Source organism: Siminovitchia acidinfaciens (assembly GCF_003605385.1).
GTDB lineage: Bacteria > Bacillota > Bacilli > Bacillales > Bacillaceae_C > Siminovitchia > Siminovitchia acidinfaciens.
The window spans coordinates 233018-259713 of record NZ_QYTV02000002.1 but is presented as its reverse complement, the minus strand read 5'-3'; the positions used below and the strand labels follow the sequence as shown (position 1 = coordinate 259713).

At 39.4% G+C, this 26696-nt stretch carries 21 protein-coding genes and 1 other annotated feature; of the genes, 16 read left to right on the top strand and 5 right to left on the bottom strand.

Features of this window, described 5'->3' with window-relative positions:
- Window positions 1-47: 47 nt before the first annotated feature.
- From hemC to ysxE, 6 genes are all read left to right on the top strand, one after another.
- A complete protein-coding gene (gene hemC / locus D4T97_RS05495) occupies window positions 48-980 on the top strand; it encodes a hydroxymethylbilane synthase (RefSeq protein ID WP_126048535.1) in 933 nt (310 codons plus the stop codon).
- Complete coding sequence (locus tag D4T97_RS05490; RefSeq protein WP_126048533.1) at window positions 977-1780, top strand: uroporphyrinogen-III synthase; 804 nt, start codon at window positions 977-979, stop codon at window positions 1778-1780. The genes hemC and D4T97_RS05490 overlap by 4 nt, the downstream gene beginning before the upstream one ends.
- A 2-nt stretch (window positions 1781-1782) precedes the next feature.
- A complete protein-coding gene (gene hemB / locus D4T97_RS05485) occupies window positions 1783-2763 on the top strand; it encodes a porphobilinogen synthase (RefSeq protein ID WP_126048531.1) in 981 nt (326 codons plus the stop codon).
- 33 nt (window positions 2764-2796) lie between these two features.
- On the top strand, window positions 2797-4089 hold the full coding sequence (gene hemL / locus D4T97_RS05480) for a glutamate-1-semialdehyde 2,1-aminomutase (protein WP_126048529.1): 1293 nt from the start codon (window positions 2797-2799) through the stop codon (window positions 4087-4089).
- An 816-nt stretch (window positions 4090-4905) separates the two neighbouring features.
- The gene (gene spoVID, locus D4T97_RS05475) at window positions 4906-6033 is read left to right on the top strand and encodes a stage VI sporulation protein D (RefSeq protein ID WP_164525479.1); all 1128 of its coding nucleotides are present in this window, start codon (window positions 4906-4908) and stop codon (window positions 6031-6033) included.
- Between the two features lie 142 nt (window positions 6034-6175).
- Complete coding sequence (gene ysxE / locus D4T97_RS05470; protein ID WP_126048525.1) at window positions 6176-7207, top strand: spore coat protein YsxE; 1032 nt, start codon at window positions 6176-6178, stop codon at window positions 7205-7207.
- Between the two features lie 14 nt (window positions 7208-7221).
- Here ysxE and D4T97_RS05465 read toward each other — a convergent pair whose 3' ends face one another.
- A complete protein-coding gene (locus tag D4T97_RS05465) occupies window positions 7222-7413 on the bottom strand; it encodes a hypothetical protein (protein WP_126048523.1) in 192 nt (63 codons plus the stop codon).
- 195 nt (window positions 7414-7608) lie between these two features.
- Window positions 7609-7839, top strand: a binding site (T-box leader).
- Between the two features lie 58 nt (window positions 7840-7897).
- On the opposite strand from D4T97_RS05465, the gene D4T97_RS05460 reads away from it, so the two are divergent.
- The 7 genes from D4T97_RS05460 (at window position 7898) to radC (ending at window position 17486) form a co-directional block, all read left to right on the top strand.
- Window positions 7898-10546 carry a valine--tRNA ligase gene (locus tag D4T97_RS05460; protein ID WP_126048521.1) on the top strand — a complete coding sequence of 883 codons (2649 nt, stop codon included), beginning with the start codon at window positions 7898-7900 and terminating at the stop codon, window positions 10544-10546.
- A gap of 162 nt (window positions 10547-10708) precedes the next feature.
- Window positions 10709-12016, top strand: a complete 1308-nt coding sequence (locus D4T97_RS05455; protein ID WP_126048518.1) for a bifunctional folylpolyglutamate synthase/dihydrofolate synthase — start codon at window positions 10709-10711, stop codon at window positions 12014-12016.
- 97 nt (window positions 12017-12113) lie between these two features.
- Window positions 12114-13820 (top strand): sensor domain-containing diguanylate cyclase, encoded by a 1707-nt coding sequence (locus tag D4T97_RS05450; protein ID WP_126048516.1) that lies wholly within the window; start codon window positions 12114-12116, stop codon window positions 13818-13820.
- Between the two features lie 186 nt (window positions 13821-14006).
- Entirely contained in the window at window positions 14007-14747 is a 741-nt protein-coding gene (locus tag D4T97_RS05445; protein ID WP_126048514.1) for a prepilin peptidase, read from the top strand.
- A 361-nt stretch (window positions 14748-15108) separates the two neighbouring features.
- On the top strand, window positions 15109-16137 hold the full coding sequence (locus tag D4T97_RS05440) for a hypothetical protein (RefSeq protein WP_126048512.1): 1029 nt from the start codon (window positions 15109-15111) through the stop codon (window positions 16135-16137).
- A 171-nt stretch (window positions 16138-16308) separates the two neighbouring features.
- On the top strand, window positions 16309-16875 hold the full coding sequence (locus tag D4T97_RS05435) for a Maf family protein (RefSeq protein ID WP_126048510.1): 567 nt from the start codon (window positions 16309-16311) through the stop codon (window positions 16873-16875).
- Between the two features lie 26 nt (window positions 16876-16901).
- The gene (radC, locus tag D4T97_RS05430; RefSeq protein ID WP_328588761.1) at window positions 16902-17486 is read left to right on the top strand and encodes a RadC family protein; all 585 of its coding nucleotides are present in this window, start codon (window positions 16902-16904) and stop codon (window positions 17484-17486) included.
- 346 nt (window positions 17487-17832) lie between these two features.
- Here the strand turns inward: radC and D4T97_RS05425 are convergent, their stop codons facing one another.
- Together D4T97_RS05425 and D4T97_RS05420 are read right to left on the bottom strand one after the other, a co-directional pair.
- Entirely contained in the window at window positions 17833-18135 is a 303-nt protein-coding gene (locus D4T97_RS05425; RefSeq protein ID WP_126048508.1) for an HNH endonuclease, read from the bottom strand.
- Entirely contained in the window at window positions 18128-18721 is a 594-nt protein-coding gene (locus tag D4T97_RS05420; RefSeq protein WP_126048506.1) for a hypothetical protein, read from the bottom strand. Before D4T97_RS05420 ends, D4T97_RS05425 begins: the two co-directional genes overlap by 8 nt.
- Window positions 18722-18831: 110 nt before the next feature.
- Between D4T97_RS05420 and D4T97_RS05415 the strand changes: the two genes are divergently transcribed.
- The gene (locus D4T97_RS05415) at window positions 18832-19191 is read left to right on the top strand and encodes a helix-turn-helix domain-containing protein (RefSeq protein WP_126048503.1); all 360 of its coding nucleotides are present in this window, start codon (window positions 18832-18834) and stop codon (window positions 19189-19191) included.
- Window positions 19192-19347: 156 nt separating this feature from the next.
- Here D4T97_RS05415 and D4T97_RS05410 read toward each other — a convergent pair whose 3' ends face one another.
- Complete coding sequence (locus D4T97_RS05410; RefSeq protein ID WP_126048501.1) at window positions 19348-19761, bottom strand: hypothetical protein; 414 nt, start codon at window positions 19759-19761, stop codon at window positions 19348-19350.
- Window positions 19762-20389: 628 nt separating this feature from the next.
- Here D4T97_RS05410 and D4T97_RS05405 point away from each other — a divergent pair.
- Window positions 20390-25072, top strand: a complete 4683-nt coding sequence (locus D4T97_RS05405; RefSeq protein ID WP_126048499.1) for an ATP-binding protein — start codon at window positions 20390-20392, stop codon at window positions 25070-25072.
- A 519-nt stretch (window positions 25073-25591) separates the two neighbouring features.
- Here D4T97_RS05405 and D4T97_RS05400 read toward each other — a convergent pair.
- A complete protein-coding gene (locus D4T97_RS05400) occupies window positions 25592-25978 on the bottom strand; it encodes a hypothetical protein (protein WP_126048497.1) in 387 nt (128 codons plus the stop codon).
- A gap of 448 nt (window positions 25979-26426) precedes the next feature.
- On the opposite strand from D4T97_RS05400, the gene D4T97_RS05395 reads away from it, so the two are divergent.
- On the top strand, window positions 26427-26657 hold the full coding sequence (locus tag D4T97_RS05395; RefSeq protein WP_126048495.1) for a tyrosine-type recombinase/integrase: 231 nt from the start codon (window positions 26427-26429) through the stop codon (window positions 26655-26657).
- Window positions 26658-26696 lie beyond the last annotated feature (39 nt).

Genomic DNA, 26696 nt, shown 5'->3' with positions numbered 1-26696 from the left:
ATTATCAATCGGACATTTAAGTGCAGTATTCACAGGAGGCATTTTATATGAGAAAAATTGTAATCGGTTCGAGGACAAGCAACCTGGCGATCACTCAAACGAACTGGGTTCGGAAACAGCTGGAAAAGCTTGGTGTTCCCTTTGAATTCGAGATAAAAGAGATTATGACAAAAGGAGACCGTATTTTGGATGTCACTTTATCCAAAATTGGCGGAAAAGGGCTGTTCATCAAGGAAATAGAGCAGGCAATGTATGACGGTGAGATCGACATGGCTGTCCATAGCATGAAAGATATGCCGTCGGAACTTCCTGAAGGCTTGGTGATCGGATGCATACCTCCACGTGAAGATCATCGGGATGCATTAATTTCAAAAAATGGCTTGAAGCTGAAAGAGCTTCCTGCAGGCTCCATTGTCGGAACCAGCAGTCTTCGGAGAAGCGCTCAAATTTTAGCCCAGAGACCTGATTTGGAAATCAAATGGATTCGCGGAAATATTGATACGAGGCTTTCAAAGCTAAAAAATGAAGATTATGATGCCATCATTCTAGCAGCAGCCGGTCTAATCCGTATGGGGTGGGATGACGAAATCGTCACGGAATATTTAGATCCCGACTTTTGTTTGCCGGCGATCGGCCAAGGAGCGCTTGCCATTGAATGCCGCGAGGATGATAAAGAGCTGTTGGATGAACTGGCAAAGCTCACATGTGTAAAAACGGCGAGATCTGTTGAGGCCGAACGTGTATTCCTGCATAAAATGGATGGCAGCTGTCAGGTTCCGATTGCCGGATATGGAGAGATATTGCCGAATGATGAAATTCAACTTACAGTTCTTGTTGCCTCTCCTGACGGAAAAATCGTCTATTCGGATATGATCAAAGGGACAGATCCGAAGGAAATCGGGGAAAAGGCTGCAGCAAGCCTGATTGAACAAGGAGCCAAAACACTAATAGAAAAGGTAAAAGAGGAGCTGGACCAATGACAATGGACCGGCTTCCTTTACGAGGCAAGCATGTGATGATCACGAGAGGCGGAGAGCAAGGCGAGAAGTTTTGTAATGATGTTGCTTCCGCTGGCGGAATTCCATATATGATTCCGCTCATTGATTTTCGTTCGCATGAAGATTTGAACGCCGTACACTTTATTCAATCACTGAATAAGTATGACTGGATCATTTTTACAAGCAGAAACGGCGTGAATTATTTTTTCCAGCATATCGACTCTCAGCGTGAACAATTTGAAATGATCAAAGATCGGATAAACTTTGCGGCTGTGGGAGAGAAGACAAGGGCGGAATTAAGCAAATACCGAGTGGATTCGCATTTTATGCCCAACATTTATACAGCTGAAGACTTTTCAAGGGAGTTTTTTGAAAAAGGCCTTACTGCGAAAAGGGCACTGATTCCGAAGGGGAATTTGGCAAGCACTACGATTGCCGAAAGCTTTCGCCAACACCGGATTATTGCTGATGAGTGGATTGTCTACGAAACTTATTATCCTACTAAGGATATTGGCCGGCTTGTTGAGATTGTCAAGGAAGATCGGCTGGATGCTGCCTGTTTTACAAGTCCCTCCACTTTTCATCACTTCAAAAAAGTCGTTAAGCAATATCACTTGCAGGGACACGTCGATTCCATTACATATGTCAGCATCGGAAGGGTAACTAAAAAAGCAATGGAAGCAGAAGGATATGCTATCAAAGTTTGCCCGGAAAAATACACGATTGATTCTATGTTCCAAGAACTGTGCCGATACTTTGGCCAGGAAAGAAAGGAAGATTAGCATTGGACCAAATTCAATTTAAACGCCATCGCCGACTACGGAAGTCCGCCGCAATGCGGGCCATGGTAAGGGAGACACATCTGCATGCGGAAGATTTCATCTATCCTCTTTTTATTGTAGAGGGAGAAAACAAACGCAATGAAATTTCATCCATGCCCGGAGCTTTTCAAATTTCCTTGGATCTTTTAAAGGATGAGATTGATGAGATCAAAAATCTTGGCCTTAAAGCAGTCATTCTTTTTGGAGTGCCGGATGAAAAAGACAGCTGTGGTACAGGTGCTTATATAGATGAGGGAATCGTACAACAAGCTACACGCCTGATCAAGGAGCAAGCGCCGGAGTTGTTGGTCATTGCGGATACATGTCTCTGTGAGTATACGGACCATGGTCATTGTGGCGTGGTTGAGGAAGGGTATGTGCAGAACGACCCTAGTCTCGAACTGCTTGTAAAAACAGCTGTCAGCCAAGCTGAGGCAGGAGCGGATATCATAGCACCATCCAATATGATGGATGGATTTGTAGCTGCGATCCGAAAAGGTTTGGATGAAGCGGGATTCTTGGAAGTTCCAATCATGTCTTATGCAGTTAAATATTCTTCCGCTTTTTACGGGCCTTTCCGTGAGGCAGCGAACAGTGCTCCTCAATTTGGAGACCGCAAAACATATCAAATGGATCCAGCCAATCGTCTGGAAGCCCTTCGGGAAGCGCAGTCCGATATGGAAGAAGGAGCGGACATGCTGATTGTCAAGCCAGCTCTTTCCTATTTGGACATCATTCGCGATGTAAGGAACGAATTCAATGCTCCGGTTATTGCTTACAATGTGAGCGGAGAATATTCCCTTATTAAAGCAGCGTCTATAAACGGCTGGATAGATGAAAAAGCAACCGCCATGGAGATGCTGACAAGCATCAAACGTGCGGGTGCAGACATGATTATCACTTATTATGCCAAAGATGCGGCAAGGTGGTTGCAAGAAACTTAAGATACGTAAATATACATTGCGGAGGTTATGTTCATGCGTTCTTTTGAAAAATCTAAACAAGCATATCAAGAAGCTGTAAAACTTATGCCAGGCGGTGTTAACAGCCCTGTGCGTGCATTCAAATCCGTTAACATGGATCCGATCTTTATGGAAAAAGGGAAAGGCTCCCGCGTTCATGATATTGACGGAAATGAATATATTGACTATGTCCTTTCTTGGGGACCGCTCATTTTGGGCCATTCAAATGACCGTGTGGTCGAAGTGATCAAAAAAGTTGCGGAAAGCGGGACAACCTTTGGTGCTCCCAGCTTAATGGAAAATAAACTGGCCAAGCTTGTGACCGAGCGCGTTCCTTCCATTGAAATCGTGCGGATGGTCTCCTCAGGCACTGAAGCAACGATGAGTGCACTCCGTTTGGCGAGGGGCTATACGGGCCGCAATAAAATCATAAAGTTTGAAGGTTGCTATCATGGCCACGGCGATTCCCTTCTTATCAAGGCGGGATCCGGTGTCGCTACGCTAGGTTTGCCGGACAGCCCTGGAGTTCCTGAAGGTGTTGCGAAAAATACAATTACTGTTCCGTACAACAATCTTGACAGCGTACGCTATGCTTTTGAACAGTATGGCGATGACATTGCAGGTGTCATTGTTGAACCTGTTGCCGGAAATATGGGAGTTGTTCCTCCACAGCCAGGATTCCTTGAAGGTCTCCGTGAGTTGACTACTGAATATGGTGCATTGTTGATCTTTGATGAGGTTATGACTGGATTCCGTGTCGGATACAACTGTGCTCAAGGCCATTTCGGGATTACACCTGATCTTACTTGTCTTGGTAAAGTGATTGGCGGCGGGCTTCCAGTTGGAGCGTTCGGCGGCAAGGCTGAAATCATGGAACAGATTGCTCCAAGCGGTCCAATCTATCAAGCTGGTACTTTGTCAGGCAACCCGCTTGCAATGGCAGCAGGCTACGAAACATTGATTCAGCTGACACCTGAAACATATGAAGAGTTTAATCGCAAGGCCGAGAAGTTGGAGGAAGGACTGAAAGCAGCAGCGGCTAAATATGAAATTCCTCATACCGTTAATCGTGCCGGATCCATGGTTGGATTCTTCTTTACAAATGAAGATGTCCATAATTACGATCAAGCGAAAACGAGTGACTTGTCCATGTTTGCTGCATATTTCAAAGAAATGGCAAACAATGGCATATTCTTACCTCCGTCTCAATTTGAAGGATTGTTCTTATCAACAGAGCACTCTGATGAGGATATTGACGCTACAATCCAGGCAGCTGAAAAAGCATTTGCTGCAATTACAAATAAATAATCCTTACAGCATGGAACCGATGACTTCGGTTCCTTTTTTAATTGGCTTGCGGACTATGTGATGACAAAGGGGAGTCTGAACACTATGCAAATTTTCCGGAGCAGCGTTAAAAATTCTTACAGGCTGAGAGTAGGCTCTAAGTGACCGAAGCGGCTGGAGAAAGGCCGACATGGTAACTAAGCCGTGCTGTAAGTGCCTGAGGCGGTAGAAAAAATGCTGTTACGGTAACTAAGGTGTGCTCTAAGTGACTGAAGCCGCAGAAAAAACACACGTAGTAACTAAAGACCTTTTCCGTCTTCATGGTTCCCTTCAAGTGAAAATTTTCATCCTCCCGGTCACTATGAGCTGTTCATGGCTCCCCTCAAGTGGATAATTTCGTTCTCCCGGTCACTATGCCCGAGTCCATGGTTCCCCCTCAAGAGGTTAGTTCACTCCACTATGGCAAAATCCTATCAGCGATTTACTTTCCGTTTGCGACCATAGTGGGTGTAAAAATGCTAACGCGGTCACTAAGAGAAGCCCAAGCTCCGCTGATTAAAATGAAAGTCCTTAATTACTCGTTTTCGATGAGGCAATCAGGCCGTAATCCCTCTCTACTATCAACTGTAGCCCGCCAACCAAGAAGAATATCCGCTCTTTCACTATCCTAATCTGGACAGCAACATCCGAAGTCCATTACATGAATCTATTGTGCACACATTTCCTCATCAACTCTGCATAGCGCACTTTCGCTTTTCTTTTCATAAACGCATCCTCCCCGGCATAGGATTTAATTGACCCATATATTTTGTGTTCGGAGTGAAAGGAGGAACCGTCTTGTCTGACAGCAGACATTCATCTATCAAGTTTTCACTGGAAGAATCCGTTTTGTTTAAAAGCGGACAGGAAGTCGATGAGCTAATTTCAATATCATTAGATCCGAATATATCGATAGTTGAAGAGGAAGGGTTTGTCATGTTGAGGGGGAGCCTGGATCTTACGGGGGAGTACAAGTGTTTAGATTCAGACGAAGAAGTTGAGGAAGACACTTCTGTAAAAGGCAGGTATGTTCACCAAGTGGAGGTCAGGGATGAGGGAGAGTGCGAGTTTTTCCACCAATTCCCTGTAGACATAACTATTCCCAAAGATAGGGTTCATCACTCGAATGAAGTTTTTGTAGAAGTGGAATCATTCGATTACGTCATGCCTGAAAACTCCCGGTTAAACATTCAGGCGGAAGTTCACGTGTTTGGTTTGCAGGGAGAAGAGCAGGATGAACAACATACAGACGTTCCATTCCCTATGATGGATGAACGGGACGATGAGATGGACGCCGAGGAAGAAAGTACTGTAGAGGTGGAATTGGAAGAGTATGAGCAGGAAAATCAGCCTGAATTAGTCGAAGCCGTGGAAGATGAGGAGGCAGAAGAAGATCTGTATGCTCCTTTTACAGCTGAGGCCCGAAACTCGGGAGACAATGAACAAAGGCCGCCTAGGAATGACCACCATAATCCATTTCCGTTTCCATTTCCAATGATTCCAGAAATGGATATGGATGAAGTGGCGGATCGGCTGAAGGGGTTCTTTCAAAAACATAGCTTAGAGTCCCCTTCAACTTCGTCCGGTGAATCTTCCTCATCCTCAAGCATTGTTGAAGAGTCGCACGAATCAAGCAGTCATGAGAGTGCTATGATGGAAGAAAGCTCTGAAGTGAAACCGAAGAAGAAGAAAAAAGATAAATATCACTCAATGTCCTTTGCCGACTTTTTTGCAAGGAAAGAAGAGGACACACCTGCCAAACTAACTGTCCGGCTTGTTCAGCATGGCGATTCATTGGAAAGGCTGGCAGATAAATACGGTGTGAGCGTCCAGCAAATATTAAGAGCCAACCAATTGGACGCCAGCCATGAAGTTTCTGAAGGCCAGGTGCTTTACATCCCCGGCAAGACGGCCTATAGAAAATAATTGCCAGAAAAAATTTATGTATGGGAGGAGGGGATAAGCCGGAATCCTCCTCTTCTCAATTTACAAGAACGGTGTAAAAAAATGGACAATTGCCTATCTGCAGTTTCAAACAGGTCTTATCAAGTTCTAAGCGGGTGGTTATATGACAGATTATCATGAAAAGAATATTAATCACATTGTTGAACTATATGGCTTACGATTAAAATTTGCAGAGAAATATGGGCGTGTCCATAAACTATACACTGATAAGGGAACTTTTGCCCTTAAGAAAATAAATGCAAAACATGGTGTTGACTTTTTGCAGTATATTCAGTTGCTATATCAACGGGGGTATCACCGGATAGTGCCGATCTACCCGACGATGGATGGCCGTTACGGAGTATTGGTGATTGATAAATTATATTATTTAATGCCTTGGCTGGAGAACAGGGAGAGAGAAGGACAGATAAAAAAAAGCCAGGAACTTTTTCGTGAACTGGCCCGGCTTCATACCATATCAGCCAGAGAAGTGGATGTAGCCGAAAATGATCGGAAAGAACACTTTGATTTGACGTCAACCCGTTGGGAAAAAGAAAAAGAAGCTCTAGAGCAGTATGTTGAGCGTGCCGAGCAGGCCTGGTATATGTCGCCATTCCAATTGCTATTTTGCACGTTTTATCATGAAGTTACGATGGCTCAAAACTATTCGATTCGCAAATTCAACGAGTGGTATGATGTTTCCAAAGAGCAGACGAAAGCAAGAAGCGTCATCGTCCACGGTAAAATTTCACCGGAACATTTTTTATATAATGAACAAGGGACCGGGTATTTTACAAATTTCGAATCAGCCATGACTGCTTCGCCCATCCACGATTTGTTGCCCTTTCTGTCAAGGTCATTGAAAACCTACCCAAAACGTTTTGATGACGGCTTGGAGTGGTTATCAATTTATTTCAGGCATTTTCCTTTTAGGAAAGATGAGATGCTTCTCTTTTTAAGTTACCTGGCATATCCGGAACGGATTTTCCAAGTGGTTGATAGGTATTTTGCTGCAGGGAAAGAGAGAAATGAATATAAGTTTGTCCGTCAATTGCAGAAGCAGTATTGGTATATGAAAAACACAGAGTATATCGTGATGAGTCTTGAGGAAATGGAGCAGCGGAAAAATGAAGCAGGTGATCCCCCTCCCAGTTAATATGGCAGGGGTATTCATATTAGCTCGTAATGGTACGAAAGAGCAACTATGATAAAAATGGTCAACAGCAATACATCAAATGTGGAAGGGAATAGAATGGTTCGGATTGCTTGAAAAATGGTGAATGGGATAATCAGTTGTTTACATACATCTTTAAATGTCCTGATCCATGACCGGAATGTGTGCTGGTTCAGCTTTCTTTTCATTTCCATACCTCCCCAAAATACTTCTTTGATAAAATATGTGACAATAGCTGGTTTCGTGCCTAAATCAATTTATTGCTGTTGACAAAAATTTTTTATGCAATATAAAGCCTTGTCAAAAATGTTTAAGACTATTTTGCTTCGAAAATTTGACTTCACACGAATCTTTTCATACTATAATAAATATATGAATGATGAATACATGCTTTGACAGGGAAAAGTACATTGACACCCGCTTTCAGAGAGGGAAATCATCGCTGAGAGATTTCCTAAGTAGGAACAATGGAAAAGTCACCCTTGAGCAGCTTTCGTGAACCATTCAGTAGCGAAAGCCGGAGAAAATCCGTTAAGTTTTTGAGTGCCGGGCTTATGCTTATTAAAGCCTGCGAAAAAAGGTGGTACCGCGAATCCGCTCCCTTCGTCCTTTTACGAAGGGGGCTTTTTATTTTGATTTTTGAAGGCTTATGCCTTCGAGGAGGAAAGATTGATGGAAAACAACAATATTGACATGCCAACGAAGTATGATCCGTTGAACATTGAAAGAAACAGATATGAATGGTGGCTTGAAGGGAAATTTTTTGAAGCGGAAAATAATCCTGAAAAAGACCCTTACACAATTGTGATCCCGCCTCCAAATGTAACTGGAAGACTGCATTTAGGCCATGCTTGGGACACCACTCTCCAAGACATCTTAACGCGCATGAAACGTATGCAGGGGTATGATGTATTATGGCTGCCGGGTATGGACCATGCGGGGATTGCTACGCAGGCGAAGGTGGAAGAACAGCTCCGCAGCGAAGGAAAGAGCCGCTATGATCTCGGCCGTGAAAAGTTCTTGGAAGAGACATGGAAATGGAAGGAAGAATATGCGGATTTTATCCGTCAGCAATGGGCGAAGCTTGGTCTAGGCCTGGATTATACCCGTGAGCGTTTCACACTGGATAAGGGACTTTCCAAAGCTGTCCGTGAAGTATTTGTCCGTTTATATAACGAGGGTCTCATTTATCGGGGAGAATATATCATCAACTGGGATCCTGCGACGAAGACTGCACTTTCGGACATTGAGGTCATTTACAAAGATGTTCAGGGTGCCTTCTACCATATGCGCTACCCATTGGCAGACGGAAGCGGCTCGATTGAAATCGCCACAACTCGTCCGGAAACGATGCTTGGTGATACTGCTGTTGCCGTTCATCCTGAGGACGAACGCTATAAGCACTTGATCGGTAAAACTGTCATTTTGCCAATCGTTGGCAGGGAGATACCAATTGTCGCCGATGATTATGTGGATATGGAATTTGGTTCAGGTGCAGTTAAAATAACGCCGGCCCACGATCCGAACGACTTTGAAATTGGAAACAGGCACGATCTTGAACGTGTGCTAATCATGAATGAAGATGGCACGATGAATGAAAGAGCAGGTAAATATAACGGTATGGACCGTTTTGCCTGCAGAAAACAAATCGTTAAGGATCTTCAGGATGAAGGCGTGCTGTTCAAGATTGAAGAACATATGCATTCTGTCGGCCACTCTGAGCGGAGCGGCGCTGTCGTCGAACCGTATTTAAGCACTCAATGGTTTGTAAAAATGCAGCCTTTGGCTGATGAAGCGATCAAGCTTCAACAATCCGACGAGAAAGTTCAATTCGTTCCTGACCGGTTTGAAAAGACTTATTTGCATTGGATGGAAAATATCCGTGACTGGTGTATTTCCCGTCAGCTTTGGTGGGGACACCGGATTCCGGCCTGGTACCATAAAGAAACCGGTGAATTGTATGTAGGGCAGGAAGCTCCTGAAGACGAAGAAAATTGGGAACAGGACAATGACGTCCTTGATACTTGGTTCAGCTCGGCGTTATGGCCATTCTCTACGATGGGCTGGCCTGATGCTGAAGCAGAGGACTTTAAGCGTTATTACCCGACGGATTGCCTTGTTACAGGCTATGACATCATCTTCTTCTGGGTATCAAGGATGATTTTCCAAGGCTTGAAATTTACAGGCAAGCGGCCATTTGATGATGTTCTGATCCATGGCCTCGTCCGGGATGCAGAAGGTCGCAAAATGAGTAAATCCCTTGGTAACGGTGTAGATCCGATGGATGTCATCGACAAGTATGGTGCGGATTCACTTCGCTACTTCCTTGCAACAGGAAGTTCACCGGGGCATGATCTCAGATTCAGCATAGAAAAAGTGGAGTCTGTCTGGAATTTCGCCAATAAAATTTGGAATGCATCACGCTTTGCGTTAATGAATATGGATGGCTTCACTTATGATGAGATTGATTTATCCGCTGAGAAATCAGTTGCTGACAAATGGATCTTGACGCGCTTAAACGATACGATTGAAACAGTTACGAAGCTTTCAGACAAATACGAGTTCGGTGAAGTCGGAAGAGTTCTTTATCACTTTATTTGGGACGATCTCTGCGATTGGTATATTGAAATGGCGAAGCTTCCGCTTTACGGCGAGGACGAAGCAGCGAAGAAAATGACACGTTCTGTCTTGGCCCATGTCCTTGACCAGACAATGAGGCTCCTGCACCCATTCATGCCATTCATCACTGAAGAGATTTGGCAGAACTTGCCTCATGAAGGAGAGTCCATTACGGTTGCTTCATGGCCGCAGGCAAAAGAAGAATTGACTGACCGCGAAGCTGCCAATGAAATGAAAATTTTGATGGATATCATCCGTTCTGTCCGTAACATTCGCGCTGAAGTAAACACTCCAATGAGCAAAAAGATTACGCTTATGCTGAAAGCGCAGGATGAAAAAGTCCTTGAAATTTTACAAAAGAACAAAAGCTACCTTGAAAGATTCTGTAATCCTCAAGAACTCATCATGGAAGTTGGCTTGAAGTCTCCTGAAAAAGCGATGACTGCTGTAGTAACAGGAGTTGAGCTATTCCTTCCATTAGCCGGTCTTTTGAATATCGAGGAAGAGATTGCACGATTGGAAAAAGAGTGGGCGAAGTGGAATAGTGAAGTGGAGAGAGTCCAGAAGAAATTAGGCAACGAAAAATTCGTCAATAAAGCTCCACAGGCGGTAGTTGACGAAGAGCGGGCAAAAGAAAAAGATTACATGGCTAAACGTGCCACAGTAGAAGAACGCATTAAGGAATTGAAGACTGCTAACTAAGCAGAAGAGAAAAAGGGGAAGTGAGTCCGAAAAGGATTTGCTTCCCTTATTTAACAGTTAAAGAAAGTATAAAGTTAGACAGAAATTTCTATTCGAACGATGAATTGTTATGTCTAGCTCCAGGCGCCTTGCGCTTTTCTTTACGAATTGGGGGGATAATTTTTGAATACATACACTGAGGCCATATCATGGATTCACTCGCGGTTGAAGCATGGAATCAACCTGGGGCTGGCAAGAATGGAGTGGCTGCTCGAAAAAATGGGAAACCCGGAAAAGGAGCTGAAGGTCATCCATGTGGCCGGGACAAACGGAAAGGGGTCAACTGTCACATTCTTACGATCCATTTTAAATGAGGCTGGCTACGAAGTTGGAACATTTACGTCTCCTTATATCGAGACGTTCAATGAAAGGATCAGCATCAACGGTAATCCCGTTTCAGATGCCGACCTGGTCAAATTGGTCCGCATCGTCAAGCCGTTGACGGAGGAGTTGGAAGCCGGAGAGTTGGGACCGCCAACAGAATTTGAAATTATTACTGCCATGGCCATGTATTATTTTGCAAACATCCGATCAGTCGATTTCACGATATTGGAAGTGGGTCTTGGAGGACGCTTTGATTCCACGAATACGGTTCACCCGCTGATGACGATCATTACAAATATAGGGATGGATCATATCAATATTTTGGGAGATACCGTTGAAAAAATTGCCTTTGAAAAAGCGGGGATTATTAAAGAAGGAGTGCCGCTGTTTACTGGTGCGAAACAGCAAGAAGCCCATTCAGTTATCCGGGCGGAGGCGGAAAAAAAGCATGCAGAAGTATATCAGCTTGGAATTGACTTTTCTGTTGAAAACCATGAATCAGTCCCTGGTGGCGAAAAGTTTACATATCTATCGAGGGAAACGCAGTATGAAAACATGAAGCTTTCGCTTTTGGGACGCCACCAGACTGAAAATGCTGCGATCGCGGTTGCGAGTCTGATGTATATGAAAGAAAATGGGCTCCTTAAATTGTCCGAAAAAGAAATCAGGGCAGGATTGGAGAAAGCGTATTGGCCTGGCAGGATGGAAGTTTTACAACAAAGACCTGTTGTCATTTTAGATGGTGCCCATAATACTGAAGGTCTGAAAGCATTCGCTGCCACGATGAACAATAGATACGAGGGAAAAAATATTAAAATGATCTTTGCAGCCCTTGAGGATAAAGACCTATCTCATATGCTCCCGCTGCTTAAAACTATGAATGCAGAAGTCTACTTTACTCAGTTCGATTTTCCAAGAGCAGCTTCAGCCTCAAAATTAAAGGAGATCGGGAAAATGGAGGATGCTTCGGTCGAAGAAGACTGGCGTGCGCTTCTGAGAAGAATGGTGAATGAATTGGATGTTGAAGACGTTCTAGCAGTTACAGGGTCACTCTATTTTATATCCGAGGCAAAACAATTTCTTGTGAATTTATTAGAGGAAATATAATTTCAAATTTTCGGATAACCGATGACAAGAAGTTAATTATTTGGTAATATGACTATTAATATGAGTCAAATTAACCATTGAAAGGGAGGGGGAAGTTATGAACAAAGTAAAAAAGATAACATTGTGGGTCTTTTGGCTTACCTCGGTTCCTGTGGGCCACTGGTTCGCTTTCAAACTTTCTCCTCCCCATTCATTAGGTGTATGGGATGCCGCAGCTTATACAGCTATAGTCATGATCGTCGCTACCTTGCCGATCACCGTAAACGGTACCTCTTTGTTTTTAATCCAATGGATTACAATTCCAGCGTTTCTATCTCATGGGCTATTTTTTGAGATGTTTTTATTACAGGTTGCTACTGTTACGCTTGCCTTTACCGCCAAATTAAAAAAACAGCAGCCCTATCGTTTTATAATTCACTCCTCTAAGTTTTTTCTCATATCCCTTATATCAGGTGTAGGATTTTTTTTCGCGGGGGGAAAAGTCGGACAAGTCAGTTTGGAAGGTTTCGTTTTCCCCGTTGGCGTGTTTATTGTTCTTTATTTTTTAACTGCGATGTTTCTGCAACCTGCCGCTGCTTTTATCCTTGGAGATCAAAAAAAATTCTCTATCAAGGGAATTGCTTGGAATGCAGTGATCCGTCTGGTTATTTATCCGCTGGGAATTGCTTTGTTTTACTTGAAGGGATTATTAGGTGGAATTGCCTTTCTGCTTGTTGGAATCCCCTTTGTTGGTTCTTTGATTATTTTAAAAATGAACCGGTATTCCCGGAATATCAATAGACATTTAAAAAATGCCGTAACGATCGGCCGTCAATTGACAGAGCGCCTGGAGGAAGAAGAAATCCTTCATTTGTTCCTTAATAAAATTACTAAAACCTTTCCGGTCAATTGGGCATACATATTTGCATTGAAGGGAAATGATCTTGTTATTATAAAGCAGATGGAGCAGGGGACGGATGCATCACCTCGGTGGAACTATACAATGAGCCGGGATAGGGGTATTTGTGGGTACGTTCTTGAAAATAGAAAAGGAATCGTTTATAACGATAAATCGGAATGGGAAAAATTTTCATATGGATATACACCTGAAAGTGCAGAAAGCATCATGTGTGTTCCGATTATGCGGGAAAAAAATGTTGAGGGCGTGCTCTTTTTAGCCTCAGCAAATGAAAAGGCATACAAAAAATATCAACTGATGATTGCTGATATTTTGTGCTCTTATTTGGCTGTTGCTCTGAGTAATGCTCGTCATTATGAAGAGACAAAGAGGAATAGTGAAATTTGTACAATGACGAATATACCGAATTACAGGTTTTTTGACCAGCATTTAAATGATCGGATGGTAGATCTTGAGATCGGAAATCTTCAAAAGCTATCCCTAATCATGGTGGATATCGACCATTTTAAAAGAATAAACGATACATATGGGCATCAATCAGGGGATCAGGCATTGTACCAGTTGGCAGCTTTATTGAACACAACCATTTCGGACCGAGGGATGGTTGCCAGATACGGCGGAGAGGAGTTTGTCATCCTGTTGCCCGATGTGGATCAAGGAGGGGCCCGGCAGTTGGCGGAGACAATTCGTAAAAGGATTGCCGATCATATTTTTACAGTACGGGATGCATTGGGCCAATCAGGTGAATCAAAACAGATCCATATGACTGCAAGTATTGGAGTGGCCACCGCTCCTGACCATGCCCAAGATGCGGTTTCTTTGATCAAGTTTGCGGACCGTGCACTTTATATTGGTGCGAAGCGGGCTGGTAGAAATAGGGTAGCAGAGTTTGTAGCTAACTCTTAAAGAAATATGGTGTCCTGAATATATACCATGGTACCAATTGAAGGAAAATGTCATTGGCCAGGCAGGAAATGGCTACTTTAAGTTTCCAGCCAGTCTGGAAACGATTATTCTAATTTTAATGGTGGTGTAATATATTAGTATAGATGGTAATATATTGTTTCTTATATTGAAAGGGTTCACTAAACTATGATATTTATCATTTTTATCTATGGCCTTCTTTTTGGCTCCTTCTTTAATGTTGCCGGGTTAAGAATCCCATTAAAACAATCCATCGTCAGACCAGGGTCTGCCTGTCCGCATTGTGGAAAAAAGCTTTCAATTATTGAATTGATGCCGGTCGTTTCCTATTTGATACTAGGAGGCAAATGCCGTTTTTGCAAAGGGCGGATATCTGCTATTTATCCTGCAATGGAGTTTTTAACAGGATGTTTATTCGTATTCGCATTTATTCACTACGGATGGACGTTTGAATTGGTCATTGCCTGCACGCTCATCTCGCTTTTCATCATTATCACTGTATCTGACATCACCTATATGCTAATCCCTAATAAAGTGCTACTGACTTTCACCTTCATTTTTCTGTTTGAAAGATTGATAGAGCCGCTTCATCCCTGGTGGGACTCCCTGATAGGAGCAACAGTGGGCTTTGGTCTGTTACTCTTGATTGCCATCGTCAGCAAAGGGGCGATGGGAGGCGGGGATATTAAGCTGTTTGCTGTATTGGGCTTGGCACTTGGAACAAAGGTTGTTTTATTATCTTTTTTCCTGGCAACATTGATCGGAGCTATTGCTGGAGGGATCGGAATGATGCTTGGGACGGTCAAGAAAGGGGAAGCTATCCCATTCGGTCCTTTTATCGCTGCGGGTACCTTGTTGGCTTATTTCTATCATGAAGAAATTCTGCAGTGGTATTTTAGTTTCCTATGAACCTCTCACGACTGAAGTTACTTAGACTATTGGAACAGAGCATACTTGATGACAAGTCTTTTCAACTATTTAATAAAACATGAATGATAGAATATAGATAATCCAGGCTTCCATTTCATAACCAGCACGCAAAAGCTGTAGGAACATTAAAGTTTTTCAAGAAGTGCAAGACGCCATTTCGTGATAGTATTCCAATAAAAAAACAACTACTGTGCTGAAATTCAAAAGAATTTTTCATATTACGAATAACCGAAGGAGAAATTGGCGAAATCCTTTAAGGGCGAGACGACAAAAGTCTTGTCCTTTTTTTATTTCTGCGTGCTAGCATATGAACAAATCTGAGAGCGGGAGGATTGATTATATGGGCCGCAAGAAAAGACAGGTAAAAAAAGAAATGAAGCTCAAGATCAATGGCGAAGAACAGTCATTAAAAGAGGATGTTGTGATCAAAGACTGGAGTAAAGCGCAAAAGGAGAGCGCGGCAGCAGAGGAAAAAATTGATAGTGACGAGTTTGAGTGGATATTGCCGGAAAAGAGTGTCAAGGATATTCCCGAGTTTCAAGCTGCACCTAGTATGACGGAATCTATTGGCCCGGAAAAAAATTCAAAGATCAACTTTCCGAAGTCATTGCGAAATAGATTTTCTCCGAATAAAAAGGGGCTTTTTATATCGACAATTCTGGCGGTAGCCATTGGCCTTGGGTTTGGATTATTCATTTTAAAGCTTGTCGTGAATCCGGAAAGCGGCATTTCATTGACCGATGCAGCCCCTACAGTCGCACCTAATGACGGAAAAGGGCAAGAGGCGGCAATGGCAGCGACAATGCCCGGATTATCGGCAGCAGTCGTTCAGGGTGGAGTGTTTTCTACCGAAGATGCGGCCAAGAGTATTTCCGACGAGTTTTCAAGCCAGGGATTTCCAACAGTTTCTGTGAATGTAGATGAACAAAGCTTCTTATTCATTGGTATTGCAGATGAGCTTGCAATGGCTAAGACATGGGCAGATGATTATGAGACCCGGGGAATGGACGTTTATGCGAAAGAATTTATCATTCCGGAAAATCAAATACAAGTTGACTCCAAAGCAGAAGCTGAGTGGTTGAAGGAAGTGCCGGCACTTTTCGGAACACTTGCGAAAGAAGCGGCAAATGCCCGGGGCAGCGGCACGATAAACGAGCAGGCATTGGCTGATGCGGAAAAAACTCTCAATAAATACGAAGGAAGCGGGAAAGAAGTTAGCGTGGATTTAAAGAAACAATTAAATGATGCACTTAAGCAGTTAAGTACTTTCTCCAGTTCGGGCGACCAGGCAAGCTTGACAGAGGCCCAGCAATCTTTATTAAACTTTTTAAAATCATACCATGACGCCTCCAAAGGGTCCTCTGTATAACGGGGGGCTTTTTTCTTTTTGCCGATGAAGGCTGGAGATGGCAAAAGAAAGGCTATCCTTTCGTGGCGGAGCACCATATGACGAGCGCCTTTTCTCTATTGTTTCTTTCCATTTGTTTTGATACGATGGAATTGTATCTCCCATTCGACTTAGAAAGGCAGGATTTGTTACATGCCCAACCTCGTTTTGGCTTCTTCATCTCCCCGTCGCAAAGAGCTTCTGGAAAGGTTATCCATCCCTTTTACAATTTTTTCACCAAATGTCGATGAAACTGTCAATGAACACCTTGCGCCAGGTGATATTGTTATTACATTGGCTTCAAGAAAAGCAAGAAAAGTCGCAGAAAATTACCCCCATTCATATATCATCGGTTCGGATACTGTCGTAGTCAACGAGGGGAAAGTGCTTGGAAAGCCCACTGACAGAGAATCTGCGAGACAAATGCTTTTGGGTCTGTCAGGGACGACGCATTCGGTCTATACGGGGGTTGCTGTAACTTTTAAAGATTCAATCAATACATTTTATGAAAAGACGGATGTTACATTCTGGGAATTGTCCGATGAAGAGATTGAACAATATTTGGACAGCGGCGAACCCTTTGATAAAGCAGGAGCATATGGCATCCAAGGAAAGGGCGGTCTTCTGGTGAAATCAATACATGGAGACTACTATTCAGTTGTCGGACTTCCCATTGGCAAGCTGTCCCGCGAATTAAAAAACATGGGTTTTTCGCTGTAAAAGGTAATTTTAAAAGGGAGGAAGTAATGGGTAAATCAGATGCGTTGATGATAAGGGATTTCCCGGCCGAGGAACGGCCCAGGGAAAGGCTGGTCAATCACGGAGCTGTCAGTCTCTCCAACCACGAGCTGCTCGCTATACTGCTGAGGACGGGAACGAAATCCGAGTCAGCCCTCCAGTTGGCTAACAGCCTGCTGACACAATTTGGCGGATTGCTATGGCTAAAAGAAGCAGCGTTGGAAGAAATCATGAGTCTAAAAGGAATCGGAAAGGCCAAAGCAGTCCAAATTGCGGCTGCTGTTGAGCTCGGAAGGCGGATCAGCAATTTATCGTATGATGACCGCTATATTATCCGAAGTCCCGAAGACGGGGCCAACTATGTAATGAACGATATGAGATTTTTAACTCAGGAACACTTCGTATGCCTCTATCTGAACACCAAGAACCAAGTTCTCCACAGACAAACCATTTTCATCGGAAGCTTGAATGCTTCCATCGTCCATCCTAGGGAAGTATTCAAGGAAGCTTTTCGCAGGTCCGCTGCATCTATCATCTTTGCTCTTATAGGTATGATTATTTTAGGGCGAAATAATAATTTGTTGTGCTTTTAATATTATATTAATTTCGCCAGTTTTTTTGGGGCGGATCGGATTAATTTTAAGAGCAGGTAGCAAACGATTAAACTTTTTTATAAAACAATGTAAATTTAATGAACTTGAATCCATTTTGATTAAACTTTTTTCAAAATGGATTTTTTAATTTAGCTTAAAGAATGGGCATGTAAAGGTGTGTTAAGCAAGCTTTCTTACAATGTAATACCTCACCGTACCGTATCTTACCGAGCCATAACGTACCCTACCATTCCGAACTGCACCGGACGAGACCCAGCATTACCTGATTGACCTATATCATCAGCAATAAGGAGGTCATCCCTTATTGGACGGCTTTACTGCCGTTTCAAATTTCTTCTTCATCCCATACCAAACTTCTCCAGTGTGGTGGTATAATACCTTTTGTTATCGCTCCTTGGATCAAAGTTCTATGATTGAAATCTAATCTCAGAGTATGGCATCTCCGACAAAGGGTTCTAAGATTTTTAAATTCATTACTACCCATTATACCGCTTATTATATGATCTATATGACATTGACTTAAAGAAACCTTAATACCACATTTCTTACACTTACCTTTGTCTCTTTCCCAAATTATTGGGCGTATATTCTTATACCAAGTTGAATAAGGGGGTCTTATCTTAGGCATTTTTCTTTTCTTCCAAAATATTGAAGTTAAATATTTCAAAACGACCAAAACCTATCTTCCTACCATCTCCTATACCAGCATATGCGCCTGCATCGATACAAATAGCTTCCATTTGATATCGACTAATTAATGTATTCTCCCACATTATTATAAATTTCGCTTCCCAACCGGATGCGGTTGCCAGACGATAACGAATATTCTTTACACCCCTTCTTGAAACAGGCCTGACGTCTATATAGACCTCCTTTGAATTATCTCTTGTTATTTCATTTTCATTCGGTAAAAATCTGTTTAACATAACTTTGTCATTTAATACTTGTAATGTTGCGGAGACGATAGGCTCCATTGTTCCTCTTCCTTTTGGAGTGTATTTTGCTCCTGCTCTAATACATGCGAAAAAATAGTCAGCGTTCAAATATAATTGTCCCTTAGAGGTTACTTGAAAGGTTTTTTTCCATTCCTCTGGGTTATTTCCTGCAACCCCTGCTTTTTCTTCTTTTACAAGTGGAATTGAGTCAATAGTAAAATTATTAAATATTAATGGTCTATTTCCTCTTATTTCCACTTCAGCTTTTATAAGTGTCATGATTAACCTCCAGTAATAGTACTTATAAGTACAATTTTTACTAATTCATACATTTTATGCATCTTAATTTGTAAATTACTCTCTTCTACTCTAAAGAAGAGGTGAATAAAATGTCAGATTTTTTAAAGTTGGTAGGAAATAATATTCGTTTAATCAGAAAACAACGTGGTTTGACACAGGAGGAACTAGCTGAGATAGCAGATCTACAATACTCCTATATAGGTGGTGTAGAACGTGGGGAAAGAAACATTTCTTTGCTAACATTGGAAAAAATTGTGACATCATTAAATATTTCCCCATCAGAGATCTTTAACTTTAAGGACATTGATATTGTTAATATTAATTCTATAAATGAGGTTTTGGAAATACACATAAATTTACTTAGAGAAAGGAAAATAGAAGAAATAAAGTCTGTTCATAAAATCTCTAAAGAAGTATTATCATTAATTGATATACAGGAGAAGTTATAGATATATTTATATTTTCAAGAACTATAAGGTAAGAACGTTTAGAAATATAAAAGATCATATATCCTATACTGATAAGGGTGTCTAATTAGTCGTTTTATCCCTATAAGACACCCCTTGTTATCATTAAGAATATACTAGTTTTTATGATTTACCGGCTTATCCCTTTGGACGGTCCTTTGTTAATACAAAGTTAGCAGTTTTATCGTAATTATCAAGAGAATTGTTCCCTAGAAAATTAAAAAATGAATAATAAACACTTTCTAATTTTTTATATTCTGAACTTGATAGAAAACGGCAATGTGCAATTTTATTTCGAATTGGAATTATAGAAACCATGTCAGTAAGAAGCTTTTGAGGAAAGATAGAATCTAAAGGTGGGTAAACACGATACCAAGCAATTAGATCGTGAAAGTGGAGGCTATGAAAAGTTCGTCTAGGTCGTTTATTTATTAGTGGAGAAATATTTTCCCAATTTGGGCCCCATGCTTGTTGCATTTGTTCTTTTACAATAGATCGCAGAGTGTTTTCAATCTCGAATAAGTATTGATATGCTGAGATCATTATTTTCAATTTTATCCCTCCAATATAATTATAATGGCAGTATTCGACAAAATATTCAAAATCCCTTCTTAAATTGATTACAGCTATTAAAATCTACCACTTCTGACATAGTATTTACTGCTAAATGACAAAAAGTGTACCAAAGAATCATAGACTGTTTACCATTAAAAAATCGATTGAATCTCAATAAGTTGAGTCTTTTCCAAACAGTCCAGATTTATTCTTGTATTACGTGGTAGACTCTTACTGTGCAGTAAATATCTCCCTACTTCCAGGATCTTTGTGAAGGACACTAACTCCCACTCGTATATTACTGTCAATCCATCATATAGAAAGATATGTGGTAACGACTAACCCTCATAAGGAAATTGTTGAAATGTCTAATAGAGAGTGGAGTGATCCACAGTATAAATAGTCTAGGACGTGCAATTATTCCTTCAAAAGAAATTAAGACCGGAAAGATGTATCCAAATGGACGCGTCTGGTGTCATTTGGATACATTAACATTACATACTTGCGATACTATTTCAGATGCTAGAAATCTTACAAAGAAAAGAATGGAGTAAAAAATAGTAACATAGGTAGAACGATTGATTTATTAAAAACTTACTTTTTGTTAATAGTGAGGGGAATTACAATGATTAAAAAAGAGAATTTAACTGCAGGGATTGCAGATCCTTATTGGTACGAATGGTCTGTAGGGTTATTGTATGCTCTTGATTTACTTTGTCCCGATAAAGATATAAGGTCAATAGTTCTTCAAGCTTCGAAGCTCCAAGGGCTAGATGATGTAGTAGTAAATTTTCATAGTGGTGAAGCAGAATGTATCCAAATAAAGCATACAAGGGAAAATGACTCTTTAACTTTCTCGGACATGATAAGAAAAAAGGATGACAAGGATAATAAAGGTTCATATCTACACCAATTTTCCTCTGATTGGCAGAAAGCTTCAAAAGAATATAAAAGGTGTAATGCTATACTATTTACCAATAGACACATGGGTGTAAAAAAATACAACGTTAAAGAATCAGATTCGGTTACTTATGAGAGGCCCGCATTAGAAACATTTTGGCCATATATTAAGGATAAAATAAAAAATGCATCTAAACTAGAAGAGATTTGCGTAAAAAAAGAATGGGAGACAGCATGGAAAGAATGGTTAGATGAACTTAATGATCTTGATAATGTTCAAAAGCTAGACTTTCTCAAGAGTTTTGACATTAAGGCTACTCAAGAAGATTTAAATGAGATAATTAATTCAATTGGAGAAAAAATCTCTTCTTACTTTAAAGTTGATACACGTATAGCTGTTCAGCTTCATAAAAGTCTATGTTATGCCTTAATGAAGTGGACAACCACTTTAAGGAAGAAAGAGGATATAACTAAGGAGGATTTACTTGAGGCACTTTCTTTAAGTTCAGATAGTTTTAAAGGTATACATGATATACCAACTACTGAACCGTTTTTCGAATCAAGGGCAGATTTCTCGGGAAAATTGGAAGATACTCTAAAAAAGAGAGACTATCCGGTTGTTTTTTTATCAGGAGAGCCAGGTTCAGGTAAAACAAATATAGTAAGTTATCTAACCAATAAAATTGATTCGGTTATTACAATTAGATTTTATGCTTTTAAACCTCTAACTTCAGATGACTTATACTTATCTGCTGACAAGGGGGTAAGTGATCCACGAGCTTTATGGGGAGATTTGCTTATTCAATTAAGAGAACTTCTTAAAGGTAAACTAGCAAAATACCAAGTACCAATTTCCAATGAATTATTATCAACCACAGATGAATTGAGAAATGAAGTACTGAGACTTTCAGCTGCACTCGCAAATGAAACGGGTAACACAACTGTGATATGTATCGATGGAATAGATCATGCGGCACGAGCAGGAGGTGAAAACACTTTTTTAGGAACACTTATTCCACCCGAAGGAGTTCCTAAAGATGTTTGTTTTTTGATTGCTGGCCAACCAATACATGAATATAAATTATATCCAGATTGGTTAAGTGATGAGAAAGTACTTAAAATTAATGTACCGAAAATAGAAGAACAGGACATTAGACAATTATATAGAGAGATAGATACAAACATACCTGAGGAGTATACAGAGTTTGCAATAAAGATTATTAATGAAAAGGCAAAAGGCAATACCTTATCTGTAATATTCGCTATGTATGAAGCTAAGCGCTGTGATAGTATTGAACAACTTGATGAGTGTTTAAATGATAAAAAATTATCTAGTGGAATAAATAATTATTATGAATATATATGGAAGTCAGCTTTAGAAAATATACCAAGTAATTTTTTCTATGTAGATGGGGTAGTCGCAGGAGTTCTTTCTCTAATAAATAAAAAAATAAAAACAGAGATTATTTGTGATATTTATGGAGATCCCTCAATAAATGAAAATGCATGGAAAAGGATCCTTCAAAAACTATATCCTGTGGTAATAGAAGAGGATGGAGCTTTTCGAGTATTTCATAATGATGTAAGGATTTATTTGGAAAGATATTTAAGGAAAAACTTATCTACTTTTACCGAGGTGGCTAGTAAAATAGCTGATTACTATTTAAATAAAAGTACAGATTCTATTACTAAACACGAATTAGTATTCGAACTATTAAAATTCGCAGGCAGAACTAATGATTATATTGAAGTTTACACAAAGGAATATGTTATTGAAGCACTTAATATATTCAGACCTATGAATGAGCTTGTAGAACAACTTGAGGAAACATTGAGATCACTTGTTGATATTGAAGATTATAGAAAAATTATAAGTTTTAGCTGTGCTGTCTCAACACTGTATCAGTTCAAGCAGTCTTTGCAATGGGCAGACAGAGTATATAAGGCTAACATTCAGCTTCCTACTGTTTTATTTAGTGAGAAAAAGGTAATGCATAGGAAGTTGTTAACGATTGAAGCTCTGTTACGTATGTTTGGAGATGTTGAATTATTAATCGAACATGAAAAAGTAGACAGAGCAAGATATGTTTTAGATAAGTGGTTAAGTAACTTAACACCAGAAGAAATTATTGAAATTTTGATTGAAAATCACCAATTACATGATGAAATTAAGGATGAAGGAATTAATGATCGCTTTCAACATATGCTGGAAGAATGGGGGATGTTCTGCCAATATACTGGTATTAATTTCGGGCCATTATTAGAAAAGGGCGAAACTCCAGAATATTATAAAGCTGCAAGAGCGTATTTTGCAAAAGGTTGGTTAGCTGAAGGAAAAAATTTCACTAAGAATGAAGAAGTTATTCAAACAGTAGAAGCTTTAAGCTATCATTTTAAAGATGATTTAGAAGCATTTATAGTTTCGCTAATGGAAGATAATAATGATATGGTATTGAAATTAACACAGGAATATTGGCAAGAAAATTTTTCTAATTCATTCAAACTAAAGGTAGCAACTTGGGCAATAACAAACTCTAAGGAAGCAAATTATAGGGAATTAATTAATAATATAGCAGTTAAAGAATTTTCTTATGTAGAAGATTTACACTATATGAGTGACAGAGATAATTTTCCGATTTATGCGCTTGTATCAATAATACTTTCTTATAGAGATTTCAGCTTTGATAAGATTATTAATTCTTTTATAAATACCTATAGGCAAGGAGAGTTTAAGAAAGAAGGTAGAAGGTACCATGCTGTCTATTATTTGCTTTCAGTAAGCTCATATTTAGGTTACATGCATAAATGTATTAATGAAAAACAATTGAATAAAAAGATATTTATAGAAGATTTCAAGATGAATGTTAGGTTCTTATTAAGTGATGATAACTTGATAGGAAGATATGAAATTGGTGGTATTGAAATTGAAAGATATTTATTAACTCAATACATAGATATAACTAATAAAACTGGTAGTGAGTTTTCCAATGCATTGCAAGGTTTAATGATAGAAAGAGCTGGAAACTTTAATAACATTCGGCATATTGACATATACTGGTCGTTTCTAAAAGATTTAGGAGAAAATATCATCCTGGAGGATTTATTTGATTATTGGATGTCTGAGAATGGAATAGTATGGGAAGAAGAAATTGCTGATATGATTGAAATTGCTGAGAACTTTATTAATAATGCTTTTGAAATGGGATGGATTGAAAAAGCGGAAAATGCTCAAGATATCTTAAAACTTAAATCTATTGGCTATGTGGGCAGAAAGGAGTATTCTTTATTCACCCCACTTCAATGGTACAAAAGGCTAGATAAATTAAATAATAGTATTTGGGGTAATCTGGGTTTAGAATTACTAAATATATCAAAAAATGCATCTGAATTAGGAGATAACAGGGCTGCGGTTTTTATTGATTCAGCTGTTGCAACATCTGCTGGAAGAGAAGGGTATCAGTCTCTATGGAAGTTTGCAAATTTAAATCACAAATGGAATAAACAATGGTTACAAACGATATTTGATGGTGTAATAAGTTCTTTTGAAGCGGGGCATTTTGCAGAAGAAGAGTTAATCGCAATTTGGGAATTATCTACGAACATATTTTTTGTATATGATTCGGCTGATAGGTATGATACTGATAATACACTCGGAAAAATTTATATTGCAGACATCAAAGAGGGTATTTTACTAGCGGCAAATAGACTTGGATATTCAAATATTAAACCTAAACTAAAACAAATAGCAAAATATGAATTCGGATTGGAAAGGACAACTAGGGAAATTCATAGTTTTATAATCCCTAATCGTTGGTTTGATTGTAACGATAAAGACAATAAAATAGTGGAAAGTTTCATTAATGATATAAAATCGATATCATGTGAAGAAGCAATGAATAGAACAATTGAGCAGTACACAACTAATAAAAATTTGTTTAGATGGGATTTTGTTGTTGAATTAATTCAAAAATATAAAAAGGAACATAATCACAAAATTGAGGAATGTTCTATTGCTATGTACAATTTGCTAATGGAAAGAGAAAGTGGATATTACTGGGAATATGATGGTGCGAATCGTGCATTTGAAGCTATTTTTCCATACCTTGATAAAGATAAGATTAGGGCCATTCTAGATAATTTAATTTCAAACTACTTCAGCTCAGAAACAAGTAGTGATGAGGTGAAATTATTTTCAATTAATAGTGATTTAGAGAACTTTTCATACTGTTATTACGAAACCTTGGCAATACAAGAAGGTGAAACTGCATTAAATCTAATCCTAGAAATGCATAATGTTTGGTTAACTGGTAATGGTATTTTGCCTTTAAAGACTTATTATACAATTAATGAAGCTCTCGATATGCCAGAAAATTGGCTTGATTTCTGTAATAAATTAAATGAAAGATAATTAAGAGAGGTTATGATGAGATCTATTATTAACTTAGAAGTAATCCCTGAATATCGCCATAAGGAAAAAACGACATCTGCATAAGAATAGAAAGTATTGTGCCCCCTGATTGAGGGGGTACCTTTACGCAAAATCAATATTTGCGATTAAGTATCATGGGTACGCACACAACACATATGGATGAGGAAACATAGTCTACCCTTAACATAATTAACGTTTTGAAATGACTTCTTCTTTTCATATTTAACAACTACTGCACAGTACAAGGATACTGGTAGTAGATTAGCCAAGAGACAATTGCATATAAAATAAACGTCTTTTCATATTTGACCATTGGTACAGAACTATGTGGTGAGATTATACAATTTATTAAAAATTTATTTATAGTTCTTCTTTGTTCTTAACTATAGTGTTGGTGAGGGGGGCGTATTTTACTTTGCGTTTGATTGCTTTGAATTTCCCCTCTTTGTTTGTATTACATTCCCAAATTACTTCTCTTCAAGATACTTGGATAAGCTGTTACTTAACAGCTCCCCTCCATTCCAAGATCATATATATTATTTCAATAGAACCTTGAACAAGAGCTGTTATAACTCCAAGAGCAAATAAACTTATAACAACTGTAAATACAGTCGTTGTGATAATCCCATTCGATGATTTGTTTTTAAATATTTCTGTTATTAATATATAAGGCCAACCTATTAGTAATGACAACACTGCTATGAGGAGAGCGCCAAAAATTAGTAAGATGGAAACCGTATATAGATCGAACTCAACTTTTTGGTAAAAACTTAATAATAGATTAACTAAAACACTAGTTACTGTAACAATACTTGCTATAAAGTTAAATCGCTCTATCGGGGTTATTTCCTTAAATATTTCTTGTATTGTTTTATTTTTGGTCATAACATCACCTCATAATTTTTAATTCACCTTAAAAAAGCTGAAAATTCTACTAGCTTCAAATATATTATCATATAGTTTTTGTAATTTATTGTCTACAAATCTAACAGTCAATCCAATAAATAGGGTGTTAGTTAATGAATATTTAGATTGGAAAATAAATTATTTAACACTTTTTCCTTGAAGATTGTATTAAGTGGTAAGGGCATATAGATCTAAATGGGTGCTTATGGTGAACAAGAAGGATGACAAAAAACAGAGTCATTTGCTGCACAGTACAAGGATACTGGTAATACACAATCATTAAGAGACGATTACGCTAACAATTAATTTTATAGAGTTTTTCTAGTTAGTTTTAGAAGAATATTTAATCGTGATCCAACTGCCAAATTAAAAAGTTCCAAAATATGAATACCGCCTACCCAGATCCTTATCAATCGAAGAACTTGAAATGTCAAGAGAATCCTGTGATACAGTTAGACAGCGTGCTTTTCTAGAAGTGTTGTATGCAACGGGCTGTCGTATATCTGAAATTAATGAATTAAATAAAGCTGATATTAATAAACAGAATATGAGGACCTTGGTTATTGGTAATGGTGATAAACAAAGGGAAGTCTATTTTTCAATTAGAGCTATGTATCATTTAAAGAAATACTTAATACAACGCGGAGATGACTCGTGATATTCATTGAAAATGATATAATAGACTGAAGATTTGTTC

Excerpts from the sequence above, each read along its gene's own strand:
- hemC (WP_126048535.1), top strand. The coding sequence starts at position 48 with ATGAGAAAAATTGTAATCGGTTCGAGGACAAGCAACCTGGCGATCACT.
- D4T97_RS05490 (WP_126048533.1), top strand. The coding sequence starts at position 977 with ATGACAATGGACCGGCTTCCTTTACGAGGCAAGCATGTGATGATCACG.
- hemL (WP_126048529.1), top strand. The coding sequence starts at position 2,797 with ATGCGTTCTTTTGAAAAATCTAAACAAGCATATCAAGAAGCTGTAAAA.
- ysxE (WP_126048525.1), top strand. The coding sequence starts at position 6,176 with ATGACAGATTATCATGAAAAGAATATTAATCACATTGTTGAACTATAT.
- D4T97_RS05465 (WP_126048523.1), bottom strand. The coding sequence starts at position 7,413 with ATGAAAAGAAAGCTGAACCAGCACACATTCCGGTCATGGATCAGGACA.
- D4T97_RS05460 (WP_126048521.1), top strand. The coding sequence starts at position 7,898 with ATGGAAAACAACAATATTGACATGCCAACGAAGTATGATCCGTTGAAC.
- D4T97_RS05450 (WP_126048516.1), top strand. The coding sequence starts at position 12,114 with ATGAACAAAGTAAAAAAGATAACATTGTGGGTCTTTTGGCTTACCTCG.
- D4T97_RS05445 (WP_126048514.1), top strand. The coding sequence starts at position 14,007 with ATGATATTTATCATTTTTATCTATGGCCTTCTTTTTGGCTCCTTCTTT.
- D4T97_RS05440 (WP_126048512.1), top strand. The coding sequence starts at position 15,109 with ATGGGCCGCAAGAAAAGACAGGTAAAAAAAGAAATGAAGCTCAAGATC.
- D4T97_RS05435 (WP_126048510.1), top strand. The coding sequence starts at position 16,309 with ATGCCCAACCTCGTTTTGGCTTCTTCATCTCCCCGTCGCAAAGAGCTT.
- radC (WP_328588761.1), top strand. The coding sequence starts at position 16,902 with ATGGGTAAATCAGATGCGTTGATGATAAGGGATTTCCCGGCCGAGGAA.
- D4T97_RS05425 (WP_126048508.1), bottom strand. The coding sequence starts at position 18,135 with ATGCCTAAGATAAGACCCCCTTATTCAACTTGGTATAAGAATATACGC.
- D4T97_RS05420 (WP_126048506.1), bottom strand. The coding sequence starts at position 18,721 with ATGACACTTATAAAAGCTGAAGTGGAAATAAGAGGAAATAGACCATTA.
- D4T97_RS05415 (WP_126048503.1), top strand. The coding sequence starts at position 18,832 with ATGTCAGATTTTTTAAAGTTGGTAGGAAATAATATTCGTTTAATCAGA.
- D4T97_RS05405 (WP_126048499.1), top strand. The coding sequence starts at position 20,390 with ATGATTAAAAAAGAGAATTTAACTGCAGGGATTGCAGATCCTTATTGG.
- D4T97_RS05400 (WP_126048497.1), bottom strand. The coding sequence starts at position 25,978 with ATGACCAAAAATAAAACAATACAAGAAATATTTAAGGAAATAACCCCG.
- D4T97_RS05395 (WP_126048495.1), top strand. The coding sequence starts at position 26,427 with ATGTCAAGAGAATCCTGTGATACAGTTAGACAGCGTGCTTTTCTAGAA.